Genomic DNA, 17,612 nt, shown 5'->3' on the forward strand with positions numbered 1-17,612 from the left:
GGGAGGAATCGCTGGATCCGGTCGTCGCCGCGCGCCAGCGTGGGAGGCATGGCACACGACGGAGCACCACCACAGTTCGACACCGCGACCCGCCAGCAGCTGCTCGGCCGACGCATCCTCGTCCTCGACGGTGTCCTCGACGACGACAACGGCACGCTGCTCACGACGCAGCTCCTCTCCCTGGCCGCGGACGACCCGGCCGCCGACATCGCCTTGTGGATCCACTCCCCCGGCGGGTCGGTCCCCGCGATGCTCGCGCTGCGCGACACCGTACGGCTCGTCCCGTGCGCCGTGTCGACGCTCGCCCTCGGCCTCGCCTGCAGCGCCGGGCAGTTCCTGCTGTCGGCGGGGACGCCGGGCCGGCGCTACGCCCTCCCCCATGCGCGGGTGCTCATGCACCAGGGCTCGGCAGGCATCGGCGGGAGCGCCGTCGAGATCGAGGTCCAGGCCGACGACCTGCGCCACACCCGCGACACCGTCCTCGCCCTCATCGCCGAGGACACCGGCCAGCCGATCGAGCGGGTCTTCGAGGACTCGCTGCACGACCGGTGGTACACCGCCGAGGAGGCGCGCGCGTACGGGTTCGTCGACCACGTCGTCGGGTCGTTCGACGACGTCATGCCCAACCGGCGCCGTACGGTCGGGATCGGGGTGGCGGGATGAGCACCTACACGATCCCCAACGTCATCGCGAGCCACCCGCGCGGCGAACGCGTGATGGACGTCTACTCGCACCTGCTCGCCGAACGCATCGTCTACCTGGGCACCGGCATCGACGCCGGGGTCGCCAACGCGCTCATCGCCCAGCTGCTCCACCTCGAGGCGGACAACCCCGACTCCGAGATCAGCCTCTACGTCAACTGCGAGGGCGGCGACGAGACGGCGATGCTCGCGGTCTACGACACGATGCAGCACGTCCGCTCACCGATCGCGACGTTCTGCGTCGGGCAGGCGATCGGCCCCGGCGCGGTGCTCGTGGCGGGCGGTGCTCCCGGCAAGCGCGCGGCGTTGCCCCACGCACGTTTCGTGCTCCACCAGCCGGCGGCCCGGGGCCAGGGGACGATCCCCGACCTCATCCTTCAGGCCGACGAGGTGGTGCGGGTGCGCAACGGCATGGAGGCGATCCTGTCGACGCACACCGGTCAGAGCGTCGAGAGGCTGCGGCACGACACCGACCGGGACCGGGTGTTCTCCGCCGAGGCCGCGCGGGCGTACGGGCTCGTCGACGTGGTCATGGAGCCACGGGCGCGCTGACCTGCGGGCTCAGGCGGCGAGCGCCTTCGGACCCCGGATCGGCGAGGGGGCGAGCGTACGGGTGGTGAGGTCGCGATGAACGGTGCCGGTGAGCTCGCGCAGGCTGGTCTGCAGCGCACCGGCGACCGCGGCGATGATCTCGCTCGACGGCTCCTTGCGGCCGCGCTCGACCTCGGACAGGTACTGGACCGAGATGCCAGCGACGTCGGCGACGTCGACCAGCCGGAGTCCCAGGTCGGTACGGCGCCGGCGCATCCGGGCGCCGAGCACCTCCCGCCAGAGCGGCTCGGGCTCGCGCGGCGTGCGCGGCTCGTGCTCGTGCTCGTGCGGTGCAGGGAAGCGGATCAGGTCACCCATGCCGCGATGCTAGGACCGCCGACTCCTCCAGGTACACCCGTTCTGCCCAGCGCAGAACGGCTCCCCGGAGGGGGCCGTACGTCAGGTGCCGCGGGCCTCGCGCTGCTCCTCGGCGACCTCGGTGGTGTAGCGCTGGATCTCGGCCCACTCCGCGAGGTCGTCGCGGCGGCTCTTGACGACCCGCCCGGGCAGCCCGGCGACGATCGCGAAGTCCGGGTACTCGCCGCGCGCGACGGTGTGCGCGGCGAGCACGACACCCCGACCCGTACGGGTGCCGCGGAGCACCGTGGCCTTCACACCGATCCACGAGTCGGGCCCGATCCGGACCGGCGAGACGACGAGCCCCTGGTCCTTGATCGGCTTCGCGAGGTCGAGCGTCACGTGGTCGAAGTCGCAGATGTAGGTCCAGTCCGAGATGATCGTCGCCGCCCCGATCTCGATGTCGAGGTGCGCGTTGACCGTGTTGTCGGACCCCATGACGACCTTGTCGCCGAGGCGCAGCGTGCCGTTGTGTGCCCGCAGCGCCGTACGGTCGCCGAGGTGCACGAACTTGCCGAGGACCACCCGCCCGTACGGAGGCTTCGTCTCGATCTGCACCCCGCGGCCGAGGAAGACGAACCCCTCGGTGATCACGTCGGGGTGGCGCCGCTTGAACCGCCAGAACCGCCAGTAGCGCACCAGGTGGTAGCGCGACCACGCACGGTGACGCCGCACCCACCGCAGGGAGTCGACGGTGAGGAAGCGGGCCTGGCGGGGAGCGGTCATCGCAGGCGCGTCGGTGTCAGGGCTTCGTCGCCGAGACGGAGACGTTGTAGTAGAGGCCCTTCGGCACCACCGGGGTCAGCGCCTTGTCGAGCGCGGACAGCCGCAGCCAGGACTTGTACGCGAACATGCGCCAGCGCAGCCCGAGCTTCTCCTCCGGCACCGCTGCCTCGAACGTCCGGACGGGCCAGCCGAACCACGACGCCGTCAGCTCCTCGGTCGCCGTACGGACGTTGACGCCGCCGGCGCGCAGGACCGTGCGCTCGAGCTCGGACGGCTCGAACGTGTGGAGGTCGACGACCGCCTCCAGCGCCGCCGCGCGCGAGGACTCGTCGAGCTCCTCGGCCGGACGCGACCAGGCGCGCAGCGGGCCGAGCTTAGTGGCGTTCGTGGTGGCCCACCAGGTGAGCCGCGACAGACGACGCGCGACGAAGTCGCCCCGCTTGGTCGGCTCGCCGCAGATCACGACGCGACCGCCGGGACGCAGCACGCGGAACATCTCGCGGAACGCCTTCTCCACGTCCGGGATGTGGTGGATGACCGCGTGACCGATGACGAGATCGAACGACTCGTCGGGGAACGGCAGCTCCTCGGCGTCGGCAGCCTGCCCGTCGAGGGAGAAGCCGAGGTTGTCGGCGTTGCGCTTGGCGACCTCGACCATGCCGGGCGAGATGTCGGTGACCGTGCCCTTGTCGATCACGCCCGCGAGCATGAGGTTGAGCGTGAAGAACCCAGTGCCCGCACCGATCTCGAGGCTGCGCCCGTACGGCCAGCCGCTCTCGCCGGCGACAGCGGTGAAGCGGTCGCGGGCGTAGCTGATGCAGCGCTCGTCGAAGGAGATCGACCACTTCTCGTCGTACGTCTGCGCTTCCCAGTCGTGGTACAGCACCTGGGCCAGCTTCGTGTCGGACCAGGCGGCCTCGACCTCGTCCGCGCTCGCGTGCGGGTTGGGGGTGTCGATCGTGCTCATGGTGGTGCTACTTCCCCTCGAAGGTGGCCTTGCCAGGCCCGTTCTCGACGAACGAGCGCATGCCCGTCGCCTGGTCCTCGGTCGCGAACAGCGCCGCGAAGAGGTGACGCTCGATCTCGAGCCCGGTCACGAGGTCCACCTCGAGACCACGGTCGACCGCCTCCTTGATGCCGCGCAGCGCGAGCGAGGCGGCACCGACGAACTGGCGCGCCCATGCGAGCGCCTCCTCGTACACCGACTCCGCCGGCACGACACGGTCCACGAGCCCGATCGCGAGCGCCTCGGCGGCGTCGACCTGGCGACCGGTGAACATGAGGTCCTTCGCCTTGGCGGGCCCGACCAGCCGCGACAGCCGCTGCGTCCCGCCCGCGCCGGGGATGATGCCCAGCAGGATCTCGGGCTGGCCGAGCTTGGCGTTGTCGGCGGCGAAGCGCACGTCGGTGCACATCGCGAGCTCGCAGCCACCACCGAGCGCGTAGCCCGTGATCGCGGAGACGGTCGGCTTCGGGATCGCGGCGACCGCGTTGAGGGCGGCCTGCAGCGCCTGGGCGCGGACGTTCATCGCCGGGAACGACAGGTCGGCCATCTCCTTGATGTCCGCACCGGCCGCGAAGACGCGCTCGCCGCCGTAGACGACCACCGCGGCGACGTCCTCGCGTGCCGTCGCCTCCTCGGCGCACGCGCGCAGCTCGTCCTGGAGCTGGGCGCTGATCGCGTTCATCTTGGGTCGGTCGAGACGGATCGTGCCGACGCCGTCGGCCACCTCGAGCCTGACGAGCTCACCCATGCGCGTGCCTTCCGTGTGGTGCCTGTCGTGACAGTCCTGCTGTCGACGTCGTGGCTACCGAGGGTAGCGAACACCGTACGGGCGGGACCGAGCGCGTGCGCCACCGGCGGTACCCGATGATGGAGGGCATGGCCGAGACCTGGGCGTACGAGCGTCATCCGAGTGCGCCGGGGAGCCCGCACCCCCTCGGCGCCCGTCAGGTCGTCTCGGGAGTCAACTTCGCGATCCACGCTCCTCGCGCCCGTCAGGTCGTGCTCGACCTCCCGGGCGTCGGGGAGTTCGAGGTCGAGTCGCGGACCGGGTCGGTCTGGCACGTCGAGGTCCTCGGGGTGGGGCCCGGGCAGGAGTACGGCTTCGTCGTCGACGGGGTCTCCGTGCTCGACCCGTACGCCCTGCACGTGACCGGCGGGCTCGACGGCAACACCTCGCGGCTGCGGGCGTTCGTCGCCGAGACGGCGTTCGACTGGGGCGCCGACGTCGCGCCGCGGGTGCCCTGGGACCGCACCGTCCTGTACGAGGCGCACGTGCGCGGTCTGACGATGCGTCATCCCGACGTGCCCGAGGAGCTCCGTGGCACGTACGCCGGGCTGGCGCACCCGGCGGTCCTGGACCACCTCGTCTCGCTCGGCGTGACCACCGTCGAGCTGCTCCCGGTGCACCACTTCGTCACCGAGCCGACGATCGCCGAGCGCGGCCTCGTGAACTACTGGGGCTACAACTCCGTCTCCTTCCTCGCCCCGCACGCCCCGTACGCCGCCGGCGACGACCCCGTCGGCGAGTTCAAGGAGATGGTGCAGGCCCTGCACGCGCGCGGGCTCGAGGTCGTCCTCGACGTCGTCTACAACCACACCGCGGAGGGTGGCCAGGACGGTCCGCGGATCCACCTGCGGGCGCTGGACGAAACCGGCTACTACCGCCACGCCCAGGGGCACTACTTCGACGTCACAGGCTGCGGCAACACCGTGCGCGCCGACTCCGCCGCCGCCTCGGCGCTGATCGTGGAGTCGCTGCGCTACTGGGTGCGCGAGATGCATGTGGACGGGTTCCGGTTCGACCTCGCGTCCGCGCTGGCGCGGGTGGGACGGGGGCGTGTGGACGTCGCGCAGTCGCTGATCGCGACGATCGGGCGCGACCCGGTGCTGCGTGGGGTGAAGCTGATCGCCGAGCCGTGGGACGCGAGCATGGACGGCTACCTGGTCGGCGGCTACCCGCACGGCTGGGCGGAGTGGAACGACCGCTTCCGCGACGACGTGCGCGACTTCTGGCGCGGCGCCGCGCACGGGATCGGCGGTGTCGCAGGGATCGCGCGACGCCTGGCGGGGTCGTCGCAGGAGTTCGAGCCGAGCGGACGACCGCCGCAGGCCTCGGTGAGCTTCGTGACGGCGCACGACGGGTTCTCGCTGCGCGACCTCGTCTCGTACGACGAGAAGCACAACGAGGCCAACCGCGAGGACAACCGCGACGGCCACACCGACAACCGCTCGTGGAACTGCGGGGTCGAGGGCGAGACCGACGACGTCGGCGTCCTCTCGCTGCGCCGGCGCCAGTCCGCGAACCTCATCGCCACCACGCTGCTCGCCGCCGGGGTGCCGATGCTGCGCGCCGGTGACGAGCATGGTCAGACGCAGGACGGCAACAACAACGCGTACTGCCACGACAGCCCGCTCACGTGGGTCCCGTGGATCCCGGACGTGGGGTGGGAGCACCTCCGCGGCGTCGTCACCCGGCTGACGGCGCTGCGGGCGGAGCACCCGGCGCTGCGGACGACCCGGTTCTTCACCGGCGAGGTCTCGGAGCTGACCGGCCGGCAGGACGTCCGCTGGTTGCATCCCGACGGGCGCGACTGGGAGGAGCACGACTGGCACGACACGTCGCTGCACCGGCTCGGCATGGCGCTCGACGGCGGACCGGACGAGCGGTGCGCCGTCCTGCTGCTCAACGCCGGTGGCGAGGCGCTGTCCTGGACGTTGCCCGGCGCCCCGTGGCCGGACGCGTACGAGGTCGTGCTCGACACCGCCGACCTGGACCGCTGCGGCCCGTTCGACGGCGAGGTCGCCCCGCACTCCCTCGTGGTCCTGCTCTCCGCGACCCCCACGCCCCTCCCGTAACGTCATGCGTTCTGAGGGTCGGAGCCCGCAGGACGTATGACGTCCGGAGGGGTCCACCCGCCGGCGACGAGCGCCTCGACGATCTGCCCGAAGAAGGCGTCCACCGCCACGCGCAGGCCGAGCAGAGGGAGCCGGAGCACCGTCGCGTCGCGCAGCGTCACCGCGTTGTGGCGCAGCGCGTCGTTGACGAGGTTCTGCGCGAACGCGTGGTGGATGCCGTCGATCTCGACGACGACCGCGAACGCCTCCCAGACGACGTCGAGGTAGATCCGGCCGTCGCGTCCCCGCCGTACGACCTGTCGATCCGGCTCGGGCAGACCGCGCCGGCGCGCCATCCCGGCGAAGTCGAGCTCACCGAGCGACTGCGCCCCGCCGATGAGGTCCAGCACGATCATCTCCACGAAGCGTCGACGGCGGTCGCGTCGCACGTCGAGCAGCGCGGCCCCGATCCGTTCGGCCGTCGTGAGCCGCTGCTGGACGACCATCGCGAGCAGCGTCGCCGCCTCCCGATCCGTGCGCGCCCACAACGCTCCCCGTACGGCGGCGATCCAGGGCCAGACGCGCGGAATCCCGGCGCCGACACGGTCGGACGGACGCAGCCGCCTCGTCTGCCGGATGTCGATCCCCGCGATCTTCACGACCCGGGCCCCACGCGGCACCGACACCCGTACGGCGGGGATCGTGAACCCCGTGAGCCCCGCGGCGACGAGGGCGCTGACCCCGTCGAGGACGCCGCGTGCTCCGGCCTCGATGACCGCGTGCCACAGCATCGCGTCGCCTGCGAGGTCACCGGTGTGGACAGCGATGGTCTGGCGCCCGTGCAACCTCCACCGCTGCGCCCTCAGCTCCGCGTCGACCTCCCAACGACTGAGCCCCATCCCGTACAGCTGTCGGCGGGACAGAACCCCGTCCTGCGTCTGCGCCTCGCGCCCTACCCGACGGCGCCGCGCGCGCCGTACCTCGTCCCTCGTCATCTGCTGGTGCATGCCGTGAGCGTGTGTCCGCCAAGACCCTGCGGGCTCGTCTACGCCACCACCTGTGGACGACGCCAGGACGTCATACGAATCGGTGGTCCCCGCCCGCAGGACGTATGACGTCCGGGCGAGAGGGGCGGGGGCCAGGTCGGATAGCGTGGCGCGCATGCTGCGTATCCCAGTGATGGACGTGTGCCCGGTCGTCGAGCACGGGGAGTACGCCGCGAAGGCGACGGTCGGCGAGCCGTTCCCGATCCGTGCGCGCATCTTCCGCGAGGGCCACGACGACCTCGGCGCCGGCGTCGTGCTGACCGGCCCGGACGGCAAGGAGCGGCCGCTGCTCGCGCTCCCCCACCTCGACAACGACCACCACGAGCTGTGGGTGACCCTCGACGAGGTCGGCCCCTGGTCGTACCGCATCGAGACCTGGTCGGACCCGTACGGCACGTGGCTGCACGACGCGCCGATCAAGGTCGCCGCCGACGTCGACGCCGAGCTGATGCCGGTCGAGGGCGCGCTGCTGCTCGAGCGCGCCGCCACGGCTCTCCCCCGCGGGCGGACCGCCGAGCGCGCGACGTTGCGCACGGCCGCCAAGATCCTGCGTGACAAGAACCGTCCTCCCGCCGAGCGCCTGGAGGCCGCGACCACGCCTGAGGTGCTAGAGGTGATGAGCCGGTTCCCGCTGCGCGACCTGCTCGGCAGCACGGCGGCGTACCCGCTCTTCGCCGACCGGGAGCGCGCCCTCGCGGGCGCCTGGTACGAGCTGTTCCCCCGCTCGTACGGCGGGTTGCGCGCGGCGGTCGGCGAGCTGGACCGCGTGGCCGCGATGGGGTTCGACGTCGTCTACCTGCCGCCGATCCACCCGATCGGACGGGTCAACCGCAAGGGGCGCAACAACGCGCTCGTCGCCGAGCCGGGCGACCCTGGCTCGCCGTGGGCGATCGGCGCTGCGGAGGGAGGCCACGACGCCGTGCACCCCGAGCTCGGCACCCTCGAGGACCTCGACGCGTTCGTCGCCGCGACCCGCGAGCGCGGGATGGAGGTGGCGCTCGACCTGGCGCTGCAGTGCGCGCCCGACCACCCCTGGGTCAAGGCGCACCCCGAGTGGTTCACCCACCGCGCCGACGGCACGATCGCGTACGCGGAGAACCCGCCGAAGAAGTACCAGGACATCTACCCGCTCAACTTCGACACCGACCCCGACGGCCTGTACGAGGAGGTGCTGCGGGTCGTGCGTCACTGGATGGCGCACGGGATCCGGATCTTCCGCGTCGACAACCCGCACACCAAACCGGTGCCGTTCTGGGAGCGGCTCCTCGCCGAGGTGCGCCGCACCGACCCCGACGTCGTGTTCCTCGCCGAGGCGTTCACCCGGCCGGCGATGATGCGCGCGCTCGGCACGGTCGGCTTCCACCAGTCGTACACGTACTTCACGTGGCGCGAGACCAAGGAGGAGCTCGAGGCGTACCTCGAAGAGGTCTCCGGCCGCAAGGCGGCGGTGATGCGTCCCGCGTTCTGGGTGAACACGCCCGACATCCTCCCCGTGCACCTCCAGACCGGCGATCCGGCGATGTTCCGGCTGCGTGCCGTGCTGGCCGCGACCGGGGCACCGACGTGGGGCATGTACTCGGGCTTCGAGATCCTCGAGCACACCCCGCTGCGCCCGGGGTCGGAGGAGTATCTCGACTCGGAGAAGTACGAGGTCAAGCACCGTGACTTCGACGTCCCGCAGTCGCTGGCACCGTTCGTCGCCCGGCTCAACGAGATCCGGCGCGAGCACCCGGCGCTGCGCCAGCTGCACCGGCTGCGCGTGCACGAGACGGAGTCGGACCAGATCCTGTGCTTCTCCCGGCGACACCTCGACGAGAGCGGTCCGGAGGTGCGCGACGACGTGGTGATCGTGGTCGCCAACCTGGAGCCGTCGCTCACCCACGAGACGACCGTCCACCTCGACCTCCCGGCGCTCGGGATCGGGTGGGGTGAACGGTTCACCGTCCGCGACGAGCTGACCGGTGAGGTGTTCGAGTGGGGCGAGGACGACTACGTGAAGCTCGGCGGCGACTCCCCCGTCGCGCACGTGCTGACCGTCGTGCGCTGAGCGCCGCTAGTCGACCAGGGATCCGCGGCGGAGCATGTCGAGGTAGTCGTACGCGTCCGCGAGACGCATCGTGGTCCGGCGGCGCAGCAGCTTGAGCGCACGCGGGCGACCGAACCGCCGCTGGAGCATCTCGCGCAGCTCGTCGGCCAAGGCGTCGTCGACCTCGTCGTGCTCGAGGTTCGCGGCGTCGGCGTAGGCCTGCGCGATCATCCGCTGCTCGACCGCCTCGGCCCACTCCTCGATCCGGGCCTTGGCCTGCAGCAGCGACATGTCCGTGCTCGCGTGCAGGAGACGGACGGCCTCCATCCTGCGCCCGGTCTGGAGCAGCCGGGTGATCTCCGAACGTGTCACGTTGTCCAGGGGCCGGTTGCCGCGGGTCTGGAGGTGTGCCTTCTCCAGCTCCGGCGCTACGGGGATCAGCACACGGCCCGTGACGGGCTCGGGCGGGTCGCGGCGGCTCGCCCACCACACCACGACGGCACCGATGGCGATCCCGCAGAGCAGGGCGGCGAGCGCGGCCAGGAGCATGGGCACAGCCTAGTGGCGCGCAGGCGCCCGACCGTGGAGGCGGACACGAGGCAGGGGGTTATCGTGGCGCGCATGAACGCCCCCGCCCCTACGCCGGCGTCCCTCCCCGACCGGCGTGACGACGACCCGCTGTGGTTCCAGCGCGCCGTCTTCTACGAAGTGCTCGTCCGCTCGTTCCACGACTCGACCGGCGACGGCATCGGCGACCTGGCCGGCCTGACGAGCAAGCTGGACTACCTGGCGTGGCTCGGCGTGGACTGCCTGTGGCTGCCCCCGTTCTTCCCCTCGCCGCTGCGCGACGGCGGCTACGACGTCGCCGACTACACCTCGGTCTCGCCCGAGCTCGGCACCGTCGAGGACTTCAAGGAGCTCCTCGACGCCGCCCACGCCCGCGGCATCCGCATCATCATCGACGTCGTCATGAACCACACCTCGGACGCGCACCCGTGGTTCCAGGCGTCGCGCACCGACCCGGACGGCCCGTACGGCGACTTCTACGTCTGGCGCGACACCGACGAGGCGTACGCCGACACCCGCATCATCTTCGTCGACACCGAGGCGTCCAACTGGACGTACGACCCGGTGCGCGGGCAGTACTACTGGCACCGCTTCTACGGGCACCAGCCCGACCTCAACTTCGAGAACCCCGCCGTCCACGAGGCGATGATGGAGGCGCTGCGGTTCTGGCTCGACCTGGGAGTCGACGGGTTCCGGCTCGACGCGGTCCCGTACCTGTACGAGGAGGAGGGCACGAACTGCGAGAACCTCCCCCGGACCCACGAGTTCCTCAAGAAGGTCCGCCGCTACGTCGACGACCACTACCCCGGCCGCGTGCTGCTCGCCGAGGCGAACCAGTGGCCCTCCGACGTGGTGGACTACTTCGGTGACCCCGAGGTCGGCGGCGACGAGTGCCACATGTGCTTCCACTTCCCGGTGATGCCGCGCCTGTTCATGGGCGTGCGTAGGGAGTCGCGCTACCCGATCAGCGAGATCATGGAGCAGACGCCCGACATCCCCGACGGCTGCCAGTGGGGCATCTTCCTCCGCAACCACGACGAGCTGACCCTCGAGATGGTGACCGACGAGGACCGCGACTACATGTGGCGCGAGTACGCCACCGACCCGCGGATGAAGGCCAACATCGGCATCCGTCGGCGCCTCGCCCCGCTGCTCGACAACGACACCAACCGCATGGAGCTGTTCACGGCGCTGCTGCTGAGCCTCCCGGGCTCGCCGGTGCTCTACTACGGCGACGAGATCGGGATGGGCGACAACATCTGGCTCGGTGACCGCGACGGCGTCCGTACGCCGATGCAGTGGACGCCGGACCGCAACGCCGGCTTCTCCGTGGCGACCCCGGGCAAGCTCAGCCTTCCGGTGATCATGGATCCGGTCTTCGGCTACCAGGCCGTCAACGTGGAGGCGCAGCAGGAGAACACCTCCTCGCTGCTGCACTGGACGCGCCGCATGATCCACATCCGCAAGCAGCACCGTGCCTTCGGCGTCGGGACGTTCCGTGACCTCGGCGGCTCGAACCCGTCGGTGTTCTCGTTCGTCCGCGAGCACGACGGCGACGTGATGCTGTGCGTCAACAACCTGTCGCGGTTCCCGCAGCCGGTCGAGCTCGACCTGCACGCGTACGAGGGCATCCGGCCGGTCGAGATGTTCGGCGGCGTCGAGTTCCCCGCGATCGGCGAGCTGCCGTACCTGCTGACGCTGGCCGGCCACGGCTTCTACTGGTTCCGCCTGGGCCGTACGGTCGACACCGAGGAGGCCAGATGAGCAACGAGCGCACTGTCCAGGGCCGGCGCGAGGTTCTCGACTACCTGGTCCGCCAGCGGTGGTTCGCCGGCGACGGCGAGGGGTGGGAGCTGGCCGCGATCGCGCCGCGGGGGTGGCTCCAGCGCCCGTCGACGGGGCTCGGGGTGCGCTTCGAGCTCGTGACCGTACGAGGTCCTGGCGGCGGCACGCAGACGTACAACATGCCGCTGGCCTACCGCCAGGAGCCGGTCGAGGCGAACGCGTACGGGCTCCTCGGCGTGTACGCGCCGGGGGCGGGCGAGATGGCGGACGAGCTGTACGTCTACGACGCCCTCCACGACCCCGACGCGCGGCAGGTCCTCGTACGAGGGTTCTTCGGCGAGACGCCCGACGACACCACGTACACCTCGCTGCTGCCGTCCGACGACGACGGCGAGCCCGTGATCGGCCCCGAGTCGGGGTCGGTCCTGCTGGCCGTGGAGCAGTCCAACACCTCGATGGTGATCGACGAGACAGCGCTGATGAAGGTCTTCCGCAAGGTCGTGGCCGGGCGCAACCCCGACGTTGAGGTGCACGACGCCCTCGCGGGGCCCGGCGACGAGGCGATCGCGACGCTGTGGGGCGTCATCAGCACGACCACCGACGGGCCCGACGCCACCTCGTACGACCTCGCCATGCTGCAGCGGTTCCTGCGGACGGCGAGCAACGGCTGGGACAGCGCGCGGGCGAGCGTGCGCGACCTCCTGGCCGAGCCCGAGCTGGCACCCGAGGACGCGGGCGGCGACTTCGCCGGCGAGTCCGAACGGCTGGGTGAGACCGTCCGGCTCGTCCATGCCCTGATGGCAGAGCACCTCGAGACCGCGACGTGGGGCGAGGCCGACCTGGTCGCGCTCGCGGACAAGCTCGACGCCCGTCTCGCCGACGTCCTCTCCCGCACGCCCGACCTGGAGCCGTACGCCGACGCGGCGCGTGCGCGCTACGACCGGCTCCGCTCCGCGCCGGTCCCGGTGCTCGCGCAGCGCGTCCACGGCGACCTGCACCTCGGGCAGACGCTGCGGACGACGGCGGGTTGGAAGCTCATCGACTTCGAGGGCGAGCCGACGGCGCCGCTGGCGGCCCGCGTCGCGCTGGACTCGGCGTGGCGCGACGTCGCGGGCATGCTCCGCTCGTTCGACTACGCCGCGCACTCCTACCTCGTCCAGACCGGTGGCGGTGAGGGTGACCAGGTCACCCGTGCGCAGGCCTGGGTGGACCGCAACCGGCAGGCGTTCCTTCGCGGGTACGACGGCCCAGACTCCGCCGACACCTCCACGGAGCCCGTCTCGGACCTGCTCGCGGCGTACGAGATGGACAAGGCTCTGTACGAGTACGTCTACGAGCGCGACCACCGGCCCGACTGGGCGGCGATCCCGCACGCCGCGCTCGAGCGCATGCTGGGTGGCTGAGACCTGGCCTCGCAGCACCCATGAAAGACTCCACCGCATGACGCGAGACCTGTGGCGCGACCTCGGTGCTCATGTCCGTGACGGCGGCGTGGAGTTCGCCGTGTGGGCTCCGAACGCCCTCGACGTGCAGGTCCTCGGGGACTTCAACGGCTGGGACGGCGCGGGGCACGACCTCGTCCGCGACGCCGAGGGCGTGTGGCGCGGCCGCGTCGACGGGATCGGTGACGGCGCGCTCTACAAGTATGCGGTCCACGGCGCCGACGGGGTGTGGCGCCAGAAGGCCGACCCGTTCGCCACCTGGGCGGAGGTCCCGCCGGCCAACGCCTCGCGCGTGTTCACCTCGCGGCACGTGTGGAGCGACGACGCATGGATGCGTGCTCGGCCCGACGGCAGGCCGTGGGCCGAGCCGATGAGCGTGTACGAGGTGCACCTCGGCTCGTGGCGGCGCGGCCTCTCGTACGCGGAGCTCGCGACGACCCTGGTCCCGTACGTCGCCGAGCGCGGCTTCACCCACGTCGAGCTCATGCCGGTCATGGAGCACCCGTACGGCGGCTCGTGGGGCTACCAGGTCACCGGCTACTACGCGCCCACGTCGCGCTTCGGCGACCCGGACGGTTTCCGTGCGCTCGTCGACGCCTTCCACGCCGCCGGCATCGGGGTGATCCTCGACTGGGTGCCTGCCCACTTCCCGCGCGACGAGTGGGCGCTCGGGCGCTTCGACGGCACGCCGTTGTACGAGCACCCCGACCCGCGTCGCGGCGAGCACCCGGACTGGGGGACGTTCGTCTTCGACCTCTCGAAGCCCGAGGTGCGCGAGTTCCTGCTGGCGAACGCGTTCTGGTGGATGGAGGAGTTCCACGTCGACGGCCTGCGCGTGGACGCCGTCGCGTCGATGCTCTACCTCGACTACTCCCGCGGCCCCGGCGACTGGGTCCCGAACCTGCACGGCGGCAACATCGACCTGGACGCGGTCTCGTTCTTCCAGGAGCTCAACGCCTCCTGCTACGGCAGGTTCCCCGGGATCGCGATGGTCGCCGAGGAGTCCACCGCGTACGACGGGGTGACGCGCGACGTCCGCCACGGCGGTCTCGGGTTCGGGTTCAAGTGGGACCTGGGCTGGATGCACGACACGCTCGGCTACCTGGCGACCGACCCGCTGTCCCGCGGGGCCGACCATCACCGGCTGACGTTCGCGATGATGTACCACCACGCCGAGAACTTCGTCCTGCCGCTCTCCCACGACGAGGTCGTGCACGGCAAGGGCTCGCTGCTGACCAAGATGGCAGGCGAGGGCCCGCAGCGGTTCGCGTCGTTGCGCGCGCTGCTGGCGTACCAGTGGGCCCATCCTGGCAAGCAGCTGCTCTTCATGGGAGGCGAGATCGCCCAGGAGCGGGAGTGGTCCGACGAGCGGTCGCTCGACTGGGAGCTGCTCGACCCGGGCCGGCCGGACGCCGTCGAGCACGCCGGTGTGCAGCGTCTGGTCACCGAACTCAACGCGCGCTATGCGGCCAACCCGGCGCTGTGGGCGGGTGACCACTCCCCCGACGGGTTCACGTGGTTGGAGGCCGACGACACGACGCACAACGTCTACGCCTTCGTCCGGCGAAGCGACGGTCGTAGTCTCGTCTGCGTGGCCAACATGTCCGGAGCGACCTGGGACCTCTACCGTGTCGGGCTGCCGACGCCCGGCGCGTGGGACGTCGTCCTGTGCACCGACGACGCAGCGTACGGAGGCACGAGCACGCCCGTACGCGCGGTGGTGGCCGAGCCGCAGCCGTGGCACGGCCAGCAGTGCTCGGCCGCGCTGACGCTGCCCCCGCTCTCGGTGACGTGGCTGGAGCCGGCCGATGGCTGACCTGACGATGCGCCCGGTCGGTGACGCGTACGAGGTCCGCGACGGCGACGTGCTCCTCGGCACGGTCGCACTGCGCCGCGACGACGCCCGCACGGCGACGCTGGCGTGGGACCTCGGGGAGACCGAGGAGCCGCGCCGCTCGCAGGTGGTCAACCTCGCGGTGACGTTCGCGCTCGAGGAGCTCGGCGTGACCCGCGTGCAGACCTTCGTCGACGAGGACGCCGTCGGTGACCGCCGCGCCGCGGCCCGCGCCGGGATGCGGCGCGACGGCATGCTCCGGCATGTCGACGGGCCGGACCAGGAGCTCCTCTCACGCCTGGCCGACGACCCCCAACCGCAGACGCGCGAAGGCTTCGTCGCGATGCTCAACGCGGCGCTCCCCAAGAAGCGTGCGATCGCGCAGGCGCTCGTGTGCGACTCCGAGGGCCGGGTGCTGCTGTGCGAGCTCACGTACAAGCGCGAGTGGGACCTCCCCGGCGGCGTCGTCGACCCCGGTGAGTCCCCTGCCGACGCGGTGGTGCGCGAGCTGCGCGAGGAGCTCGGCGTCGACGCGCGCGTCCGGGGCCTCCGTACGGTCAACTGGCTCCCGCCGTGGAGCGCGTGGGACGACGCGGTGCTGTTCGTCTTCGACGTCGAGGCATGGGACCCCGCGACACCGCTGGAGCTGCAGCCGACGGAGATCGCGGCCGTCCACTGGTGCGACCGCGACCTCGTCCGCGAACGCGCGACGGCAGCGACGATCGAGCTGCTCGACAGCCTCGACGACGACCCCTCGGACGCCTACCGCGAGGCCGGGCAGGTGTTCCGCGGGACCCACTGAGTGCTCACGGGGCGGCGATCGGTCCGGTGTCCTCGGCGCCGATCACGCCCCCGTACTGCGCGAGCACACGCGGCAGCCCGACGCCGCCGGTCGGCGGGATGTACATCAGCACCTGGTGGTAGTAGCGCAGCACTCCCGAGCGTGCCATCGGGTCCCCGAAGTACGCCTTCTGCTCCGAGCCCGCCGGCCATCGCACGGTCGCACCGGGGGTCAGCACCCAGCCGTCCTGCCGCATGAGCGTGCCGAACACGAGCGCACCGCCGTCCTTCGTGCGCAGCGCGTACTGGACCGGCTGGGCCGACCAGGTGCGCTGGAACGTCGTGCCGGGCTGCGCGAGGCCTGCGGCCTGGGCCCGCATCTGGGACACGAAGGAGTCTGCCGCCACCTCGCTCGCACGCGGCGAGCTCGGGTCGCCGAGCACCGCCGCGTACGCCGTGAGCGTCTGCGAGGGCGCGCTCACGAGTCCGTCGGCGTCGTCAGGAGCGACGGTCTCGAGGACACCGTCGGTGGTCTCCGGCACCGGCAGCACGGTGCTGAGCAGCGCCTCCGGGGAAGCCGTCAGCTCCCAGCGCTCGGTCGACGACGCCCGCTCGAACACCTGGATTCGGCGCACCCCGCGGGCCTCGTCGCGCGCCGTGGCGACGAACCACAACGGATAGGCGTCGAGCCGGGGGACGTAGACGTCCTCGATCTCTGCGGGTGCCGACTCCTGGCCGGTCGAGGCGTTGCCGTGCAGCCGCTTCGCGACGTCGATCGCTCCGCTGTCGACCGCGAGGACGGGGCCCGTCTCGACGAGCGCGAGGACCTCGGGGTCCAGGGCGGCGAAGGCGGCGCCCCGGGCCTTCTCGTAGTTGTCGTACGTCCGCTGGACGGTCGACGGGTCCGCCGCGGGCTTGGAGACGTCGGCGCTCGTCTTCTCCAGCGGGACGACACCGCAGCCCGCGAGCGCGGCCGCCAGTGCCACCGCGCCGAGCGTACGGCAGGTCGCTCGCGCACTCATCTGGCCACCTTCTGCTTGTCCGCCGCGGCCTTCGGCCTCGTCACGCCGCCCTTGCGGCGACGCCACCGCGACCAGCGCCCGCCGCCTGCCCGCGGGCCGGCCGCGCCGGACCCGGCCTTCGTCGCAGGCGGGGTGCTGTCTTCGGAGAGGAAGTCGTCCCATGTGTCGGCATCGGCCGGATCGGTCTCGGGCCAGGGTACGTCCCACTCGTCGTCGACGAACCCGACCGCGTCGACCGCCGGCGCCGTCCGCCGCACGCCGGGCACCCACTTCAGGGCGACGAGGGCCAGCAGGACCACCCCTAGGCCGGTGGCCGCGGTGCCGACACCGACGCCGAAGGCGCCGGGGACCTCGTACGACGCCGTCACGCGCAGGCCTCGGAGGTCGAAGTCACCCACCGCGAGCACGGCGAGGGAGACCGCGTCGTCGGGCAGCGTGAACCGCAGCTGGGCGCCGCCGATGCCCGACGACTGTGCCAGCCACCAGTCGAGCGCGGTCGGCGCGGCCCGCAGCTGGGGCTCCCCGGTCGCGTCCCGCCTCTCCAGCGACCACGGGACCCGGTAGCGCGTCACCTCCACGCGCGCGGTGGAGGACACGTAGTCCTCGACGTCGACCGTGTGCCCGAGACCGACGAACACCGGCTTCTCGTCGGGGACCTCGACGAGGACGCTCACCTGAGGCCCGTACCGTGCCAGGACCGCAGGCTTCGTCACGACGGCGCGCCCGTCTGTCCGCACGTCGTGCGGACCTGTCGTCAGCCGGTCGTCCGGGCCCATCGCGACCGCGACGGCCGTACCGGCCAGCACGAGGATGATCCCGAGCGCGAGCAGCCCGATCCCCGCCCCCCGTCGCATGGGGCCAGTATGCCGGGCCGTTCCCAGGACCGTGCGACGC

Annotated in this window: 16 protein-coding genes; 8 read left to right on the forward strand and 8 right to left on the reverse strand. The window is 71.7% G+C overall.

Translation table 11 applies throughout. The features are described 5' to 3' along the window. The first annotated feature begins 48 nt into the window (after positions 1–48). Positions 49–663: a ClpP family protease gene (locus NYZ95_RS05025; protein WP_262849338.1), complete on the forward strand. Its 615-nt coding sequence runs from the start codon at positions 49–51 to the stop codon at positions 661–663. After that, on the forward strand, positions 660–1,253 hold the full coding sequence (locus tag NYZ95_RS05030) for a ClpP family protease (protein WP_262849341.1): 594 nt from the start codon (positions 660–662) through the stop codon (positions 1,251–1,253). Before NYZ95_RS05025 ends, NYZ95_RS05030 begins: the two co-directional genes overlap by 4 nt. 9 nt (positions 1,254–1,262) lie before the next feature. On the opposite strand, the gene NYZ95_RS05035 is transcribed toward NYZ95_RS05030, so the two are convergent. From NYZ95_RS05035 to NYZ95_RS05050, 4 genes are all read right to left on the reverse strand, one after another. After that, positions 1,263–1,610, reverse strand: coding sequence for a helix-turn-helix domain-containing protein (locus tag NYZ95_RS05035; RefSeq protein WP_262849344.1), 348 nt, complete (start codon positions 1,608–1,610; stop codon positions 1,263–1,265). Positions 1,611–1,691: 81 nt separating this feature from the next. Continuing rightward, on the reverse strand, positions 1,692–2,375 hold the full coding sequence (locus tag NYZ95_RS05040) for an acyltransferase (protein ID WP_262849346.1): 684 nt from the start codon (positions 2,373–2,375) through the stop codon (positions 1,692–1,694). Between the two features lie 16 nt (positions 2,376–2,391). Further along, a complete protein-coding gene (locus NYZ95_RS05045) occupies positions 2,392–3,342 on the reverse strand; it encodes a class I SAM-dependent methyltransferase (protein WP_262849349.1) in 951 nt (316 codons plus the stop codon). Between the two features lie 7 nt (positions 3,343–3,349). Further along, positions 3,350–4,129 (reverse strand): enoyl-CoA hydratase/isomerase family protein, encoded by a 780-nt coding sequence (locus tag NYZ95_RS05050; protein WP_262849351.1) that lies wholly within the window; start codon positions 4,127–4,129, stop codon positions 3,350–3,352. A gap of 128 nt (positions 4,130–4,257) precedes the next feature. Between NYZ95_RS05050 and glgX the strand changes: the two genes are divergently transcribed. Further along, positions 4,258–6,237: a glycogen debranching protein GlgX gene (gene glgX / locus NYZ95_RS05055; protein ID WP_262849354.1), complete on the forward strand. Its 1,980-nt coding sequence runs from the start codon at positions 4,258–4,260 to the stop codon at positions 6,235–6,237. A gap of 2 nt (positions 6,238–6,239) precedes the next feature. Here glgX and NYZ95_RS05060 read toward each other — a convergent pair whose 3' ends face one another. Then, the gene (locus NYZ95_RS05060; protein WP_262849356.1) at positions 6,240–7,223 is read right to left on the reverse strand and encodes a putative endonuclease domain-containing protein; all 984 of its coding nucleotides are present in this window, start codon (positions 7,221–7,223) and stop codon (positions 6,240–6,242) included. A gap of 154 nt (positions 7,224–7,377) precedes the next feature. Between NYZ95_RS05060 and NYZ95_RS05065 the strand changes: the two genes are divergently transcribed. Beyond that, complete coding sequence (locus tag NYZ95_RS05065) at positions 7,378–9,309, forward strand: alpha-1,4-glucan--maltose-1-phosphate maltosyltransferase (protein WP_262849358.1); 1,932 nt, start codon at positions 7,378–7,380, stop codon at positions 9,307–9,309. Between the two features lie 6 nt (positions 9,310–9,315). On the opposite strand, the gene NYZ95_RS05070 is transcribed toward NYZ95_RS05065, so the two are convergent. Further along, positions 9,316–9,837, reverse strand: a complete 522-nt coding sequence (locus NYZ95_RS05070) for a hypothetical protein (RefSeq protein ID WP_262849360.1) — start codon at positions 9,835–9,837, stop codon at positions 9,316–9,318. Positions 9,838–9,909: 72 nt separating this feature from the next. On the opposite strand from NYZ95_RS05070, the gene treS reads away from it, so the two are divergent. The 4 genes from treS to NYZ95_RS19905 are packed head-to-tail and all read left to right on the forward strand — an operon-like array spanning position 9,910 to position 15,718. Beyond that, positions 9,910–11,619: a maltose alpha-D-glucosyltransferase gene (treS, locus tag NYZ95_RS05075; RefSeq protein ID WP_262849362.1), complete on the forward strand. Its 1,710-nt coding sequence runs from the start codon at positions 9,910–9,912 to the stop codon at positions 11,617–11,619. After that, positions 11,616–13,043 carry a maltokinase N-terminal cap-like domain-containing protein gene (locus NYZ95_RS05080; protein ID WP_262849364.1) on the forward strand — a complete coding sequence of 476 codons (1,428 nt, stop codon included), beginning with the start codon at positions 11,616–11,618 and terminating at the stop codon, positions 13,041–13,043. Before treS ends, NYZ95_RS05080 begins: the two co-directional genes overlap by 4 nt. A gap of 37 nt (positions 13,044–13,080) precedes the next feature. Continuing rightward, a complete protein-coding gene (gene glgB / locus NYZ95_RS05085) occupies positions 13,081–14,898 on the forward strand; it encodes a 1,4-alpha-glucan branching protein GlgB (protein WP_262849367.1) in 1,818 nt (605 codons plus the stop codon). Beyond that, positions 14,891–15,718, forward strand: coding sequence for an NUDIX domain-containing protein (locus NYZ95_RS19905; protein WP_279307332.1), 828 nt, complete (start codon positions 14,891–14,893; stop codon positions 15,716–15,718). The genes glgB and NYZ95_RS19905 overlap by 8 nt, the downstream gene beginning before the upstream one ends. Before the next feature lie 4 nt (positions 15,719–15,722). On the opposite strand, the gene NYZ95_RS05095 is transcribed toward NYZ95_RS19905, so the two are convergent. Next, positions 15,723–16,718, reverse strand: a complete 996-nt coding sequence (locus tag NYZ95_RS05095; protein ID WP_262849369.1) for a DUF8094 domain-containing protein — start codon at positions 16,716–16,718, stop codon at positions 15,723–15,725. Beyond that, complete coding sequence (locus tag NYZ95_RS05100; protein ID WP_262849371.1) at positions 16,715–17,572, reverse strand: hypothetical protein; 858 nt, start codon at positions 17,570–17,572, stop codon at positions 16,715–16,717. Before NYZ95_RS05100 ends, NYZ95_RS05095 begins: the two co-directional genes overlap by 4 nt. Positions 17,573–17,612 lie beyond the last annotated feature (40 nt).

This window comes from Mumia quercus (assembly GCF_025506335.1).
GTDB classification, from domain to species: domain Bacteria; phylum Actinomycetota; class Actinomycetes; order Propionibacteriales; family Nocardioidaceae; genus Mumia; species Mumia quercus.

What these genes read in the sequence shown, in the direction of transcription:
- NYZ95_RS05070 (WP_262849360.1), bottom strand. Translation starts at nt 9,837, where the DNA reads ATGCTCCTGGCCGCGCTCGCCGCCCTGCTCTGCGGGATCGCCATCGGT.
- NYZ95_RS05095 (WP_262849369.1), bottom strand. Translation starts at nt 16,718, where the DNA reads ATGAGTGCGCGAGCGACCTGCCGTACGCTCGGCGCGGTGGCACTGGCG.
- NYZ95_RS05035 (WP_262849344.1), bottom strand. Translation starts at nt 1,610, where the DNA reads ATGGGTGACCTGATCCGCTTCCCTGCACCGCACGAGCACGAGCACGAG.
- NYZ95_RS05040 (WP_262849346.1), bottom strand. Translation starts at nt 2,375, where the DNA reads ATGACCGCTCCCCGCCAGGCCCGCTTCCTCACCGTCGACTCCCTGCGG.
- NYZ95_RS05080 (WP_262849364.1), top strand. Translation starts at nt 11,616, where the DNA reads ATGAGCAACGAGCGCACTGTCCAGGGCCGGCGCGAGGTTCTCGACTAC.
- NYZ95_RS05060 (WP_262849356.1), bottom strand. Translation starts at nt 7,223, where the DNA reads ATGCACCAGCAGATGACGAGGGACGAGGTACGGCGCGCGCGGCGCCGT.
- NYZ95_RS05100 (WP_262849371.1), bottom strand. Translation starts at nt 17,572, where the DNA reads ATGCGACGGGGGGCGGGGATCGGGCTGCTCGCGCTCGGGATCATCCTC.
- NYZ95_RS19905 (WP_279307332.1), top strand. Translation starts at nt 14,891, where the DNA reads ATGGCTGACCTGACGATGCGCCCGGTCGGTGACGCGTACGAGGTCCGC.
- NYZ95_RS05045 (WP_262849349.1), bottom strand. Translation starts at nt 3,342, where the DNA reads ATGAGCACGATCGACACCCCCAACCCGCACGCGAGCGCGGACGAGGTC.
- NYZ95_RS05065 (WP_262849358.1), top strand. Translation starts at nt 7,378, where the DNA reads ATGCTGCGTATCCCAGTGATGGACGTGTGCCCGGTCGTCGAGCACGGG.
- glgX (WP_262849354.1), top strand. Translation starts at nt 4,258, where the DNA reads ATGGCCGAGACCTGGGCGTACGAGCGTCATCCGAGTGCGCCGGGGAGC.
- NYZ95_RS05050 (WP_262849351.1), bottom strand. Translation starts at nt 4,129, where the DNA reads ATGGGTGAGCTCGTCAGGCTCGAGGTGGCCGACGGCGTCGGCACGATC.
- treS (WP_262849362.1), top strand. Translation starts at nt 9,910, where the DNA reads ATGAACGCCCCCGCCCCTACGCCGGCGTCCCTCCCCGACCGGCGTGAC.
- NYZ95_RS05025 (WP_262849338.1), top strand. Translation starts at nt 49, where the DNA reads ATGGCACACGACGGAGCACCACCACAGTTCGACACCGCGACCCGCCAG.
- glgB (WP_262849367.1), top strand. Translation starts at nt 13,081, where the DNA reads ATGACGCGAGACCTGTGGCGCGACCTCGGTGCTCATGTCCGTGACGGC.
- NYZ95_RS05030 (WP_262849341.1), top strand. Translation starts at nt 660, where the DNA reads ATGAGCACCTACACGATCCCCAACGTCATCGCGAGCCACCCGCGCGGC.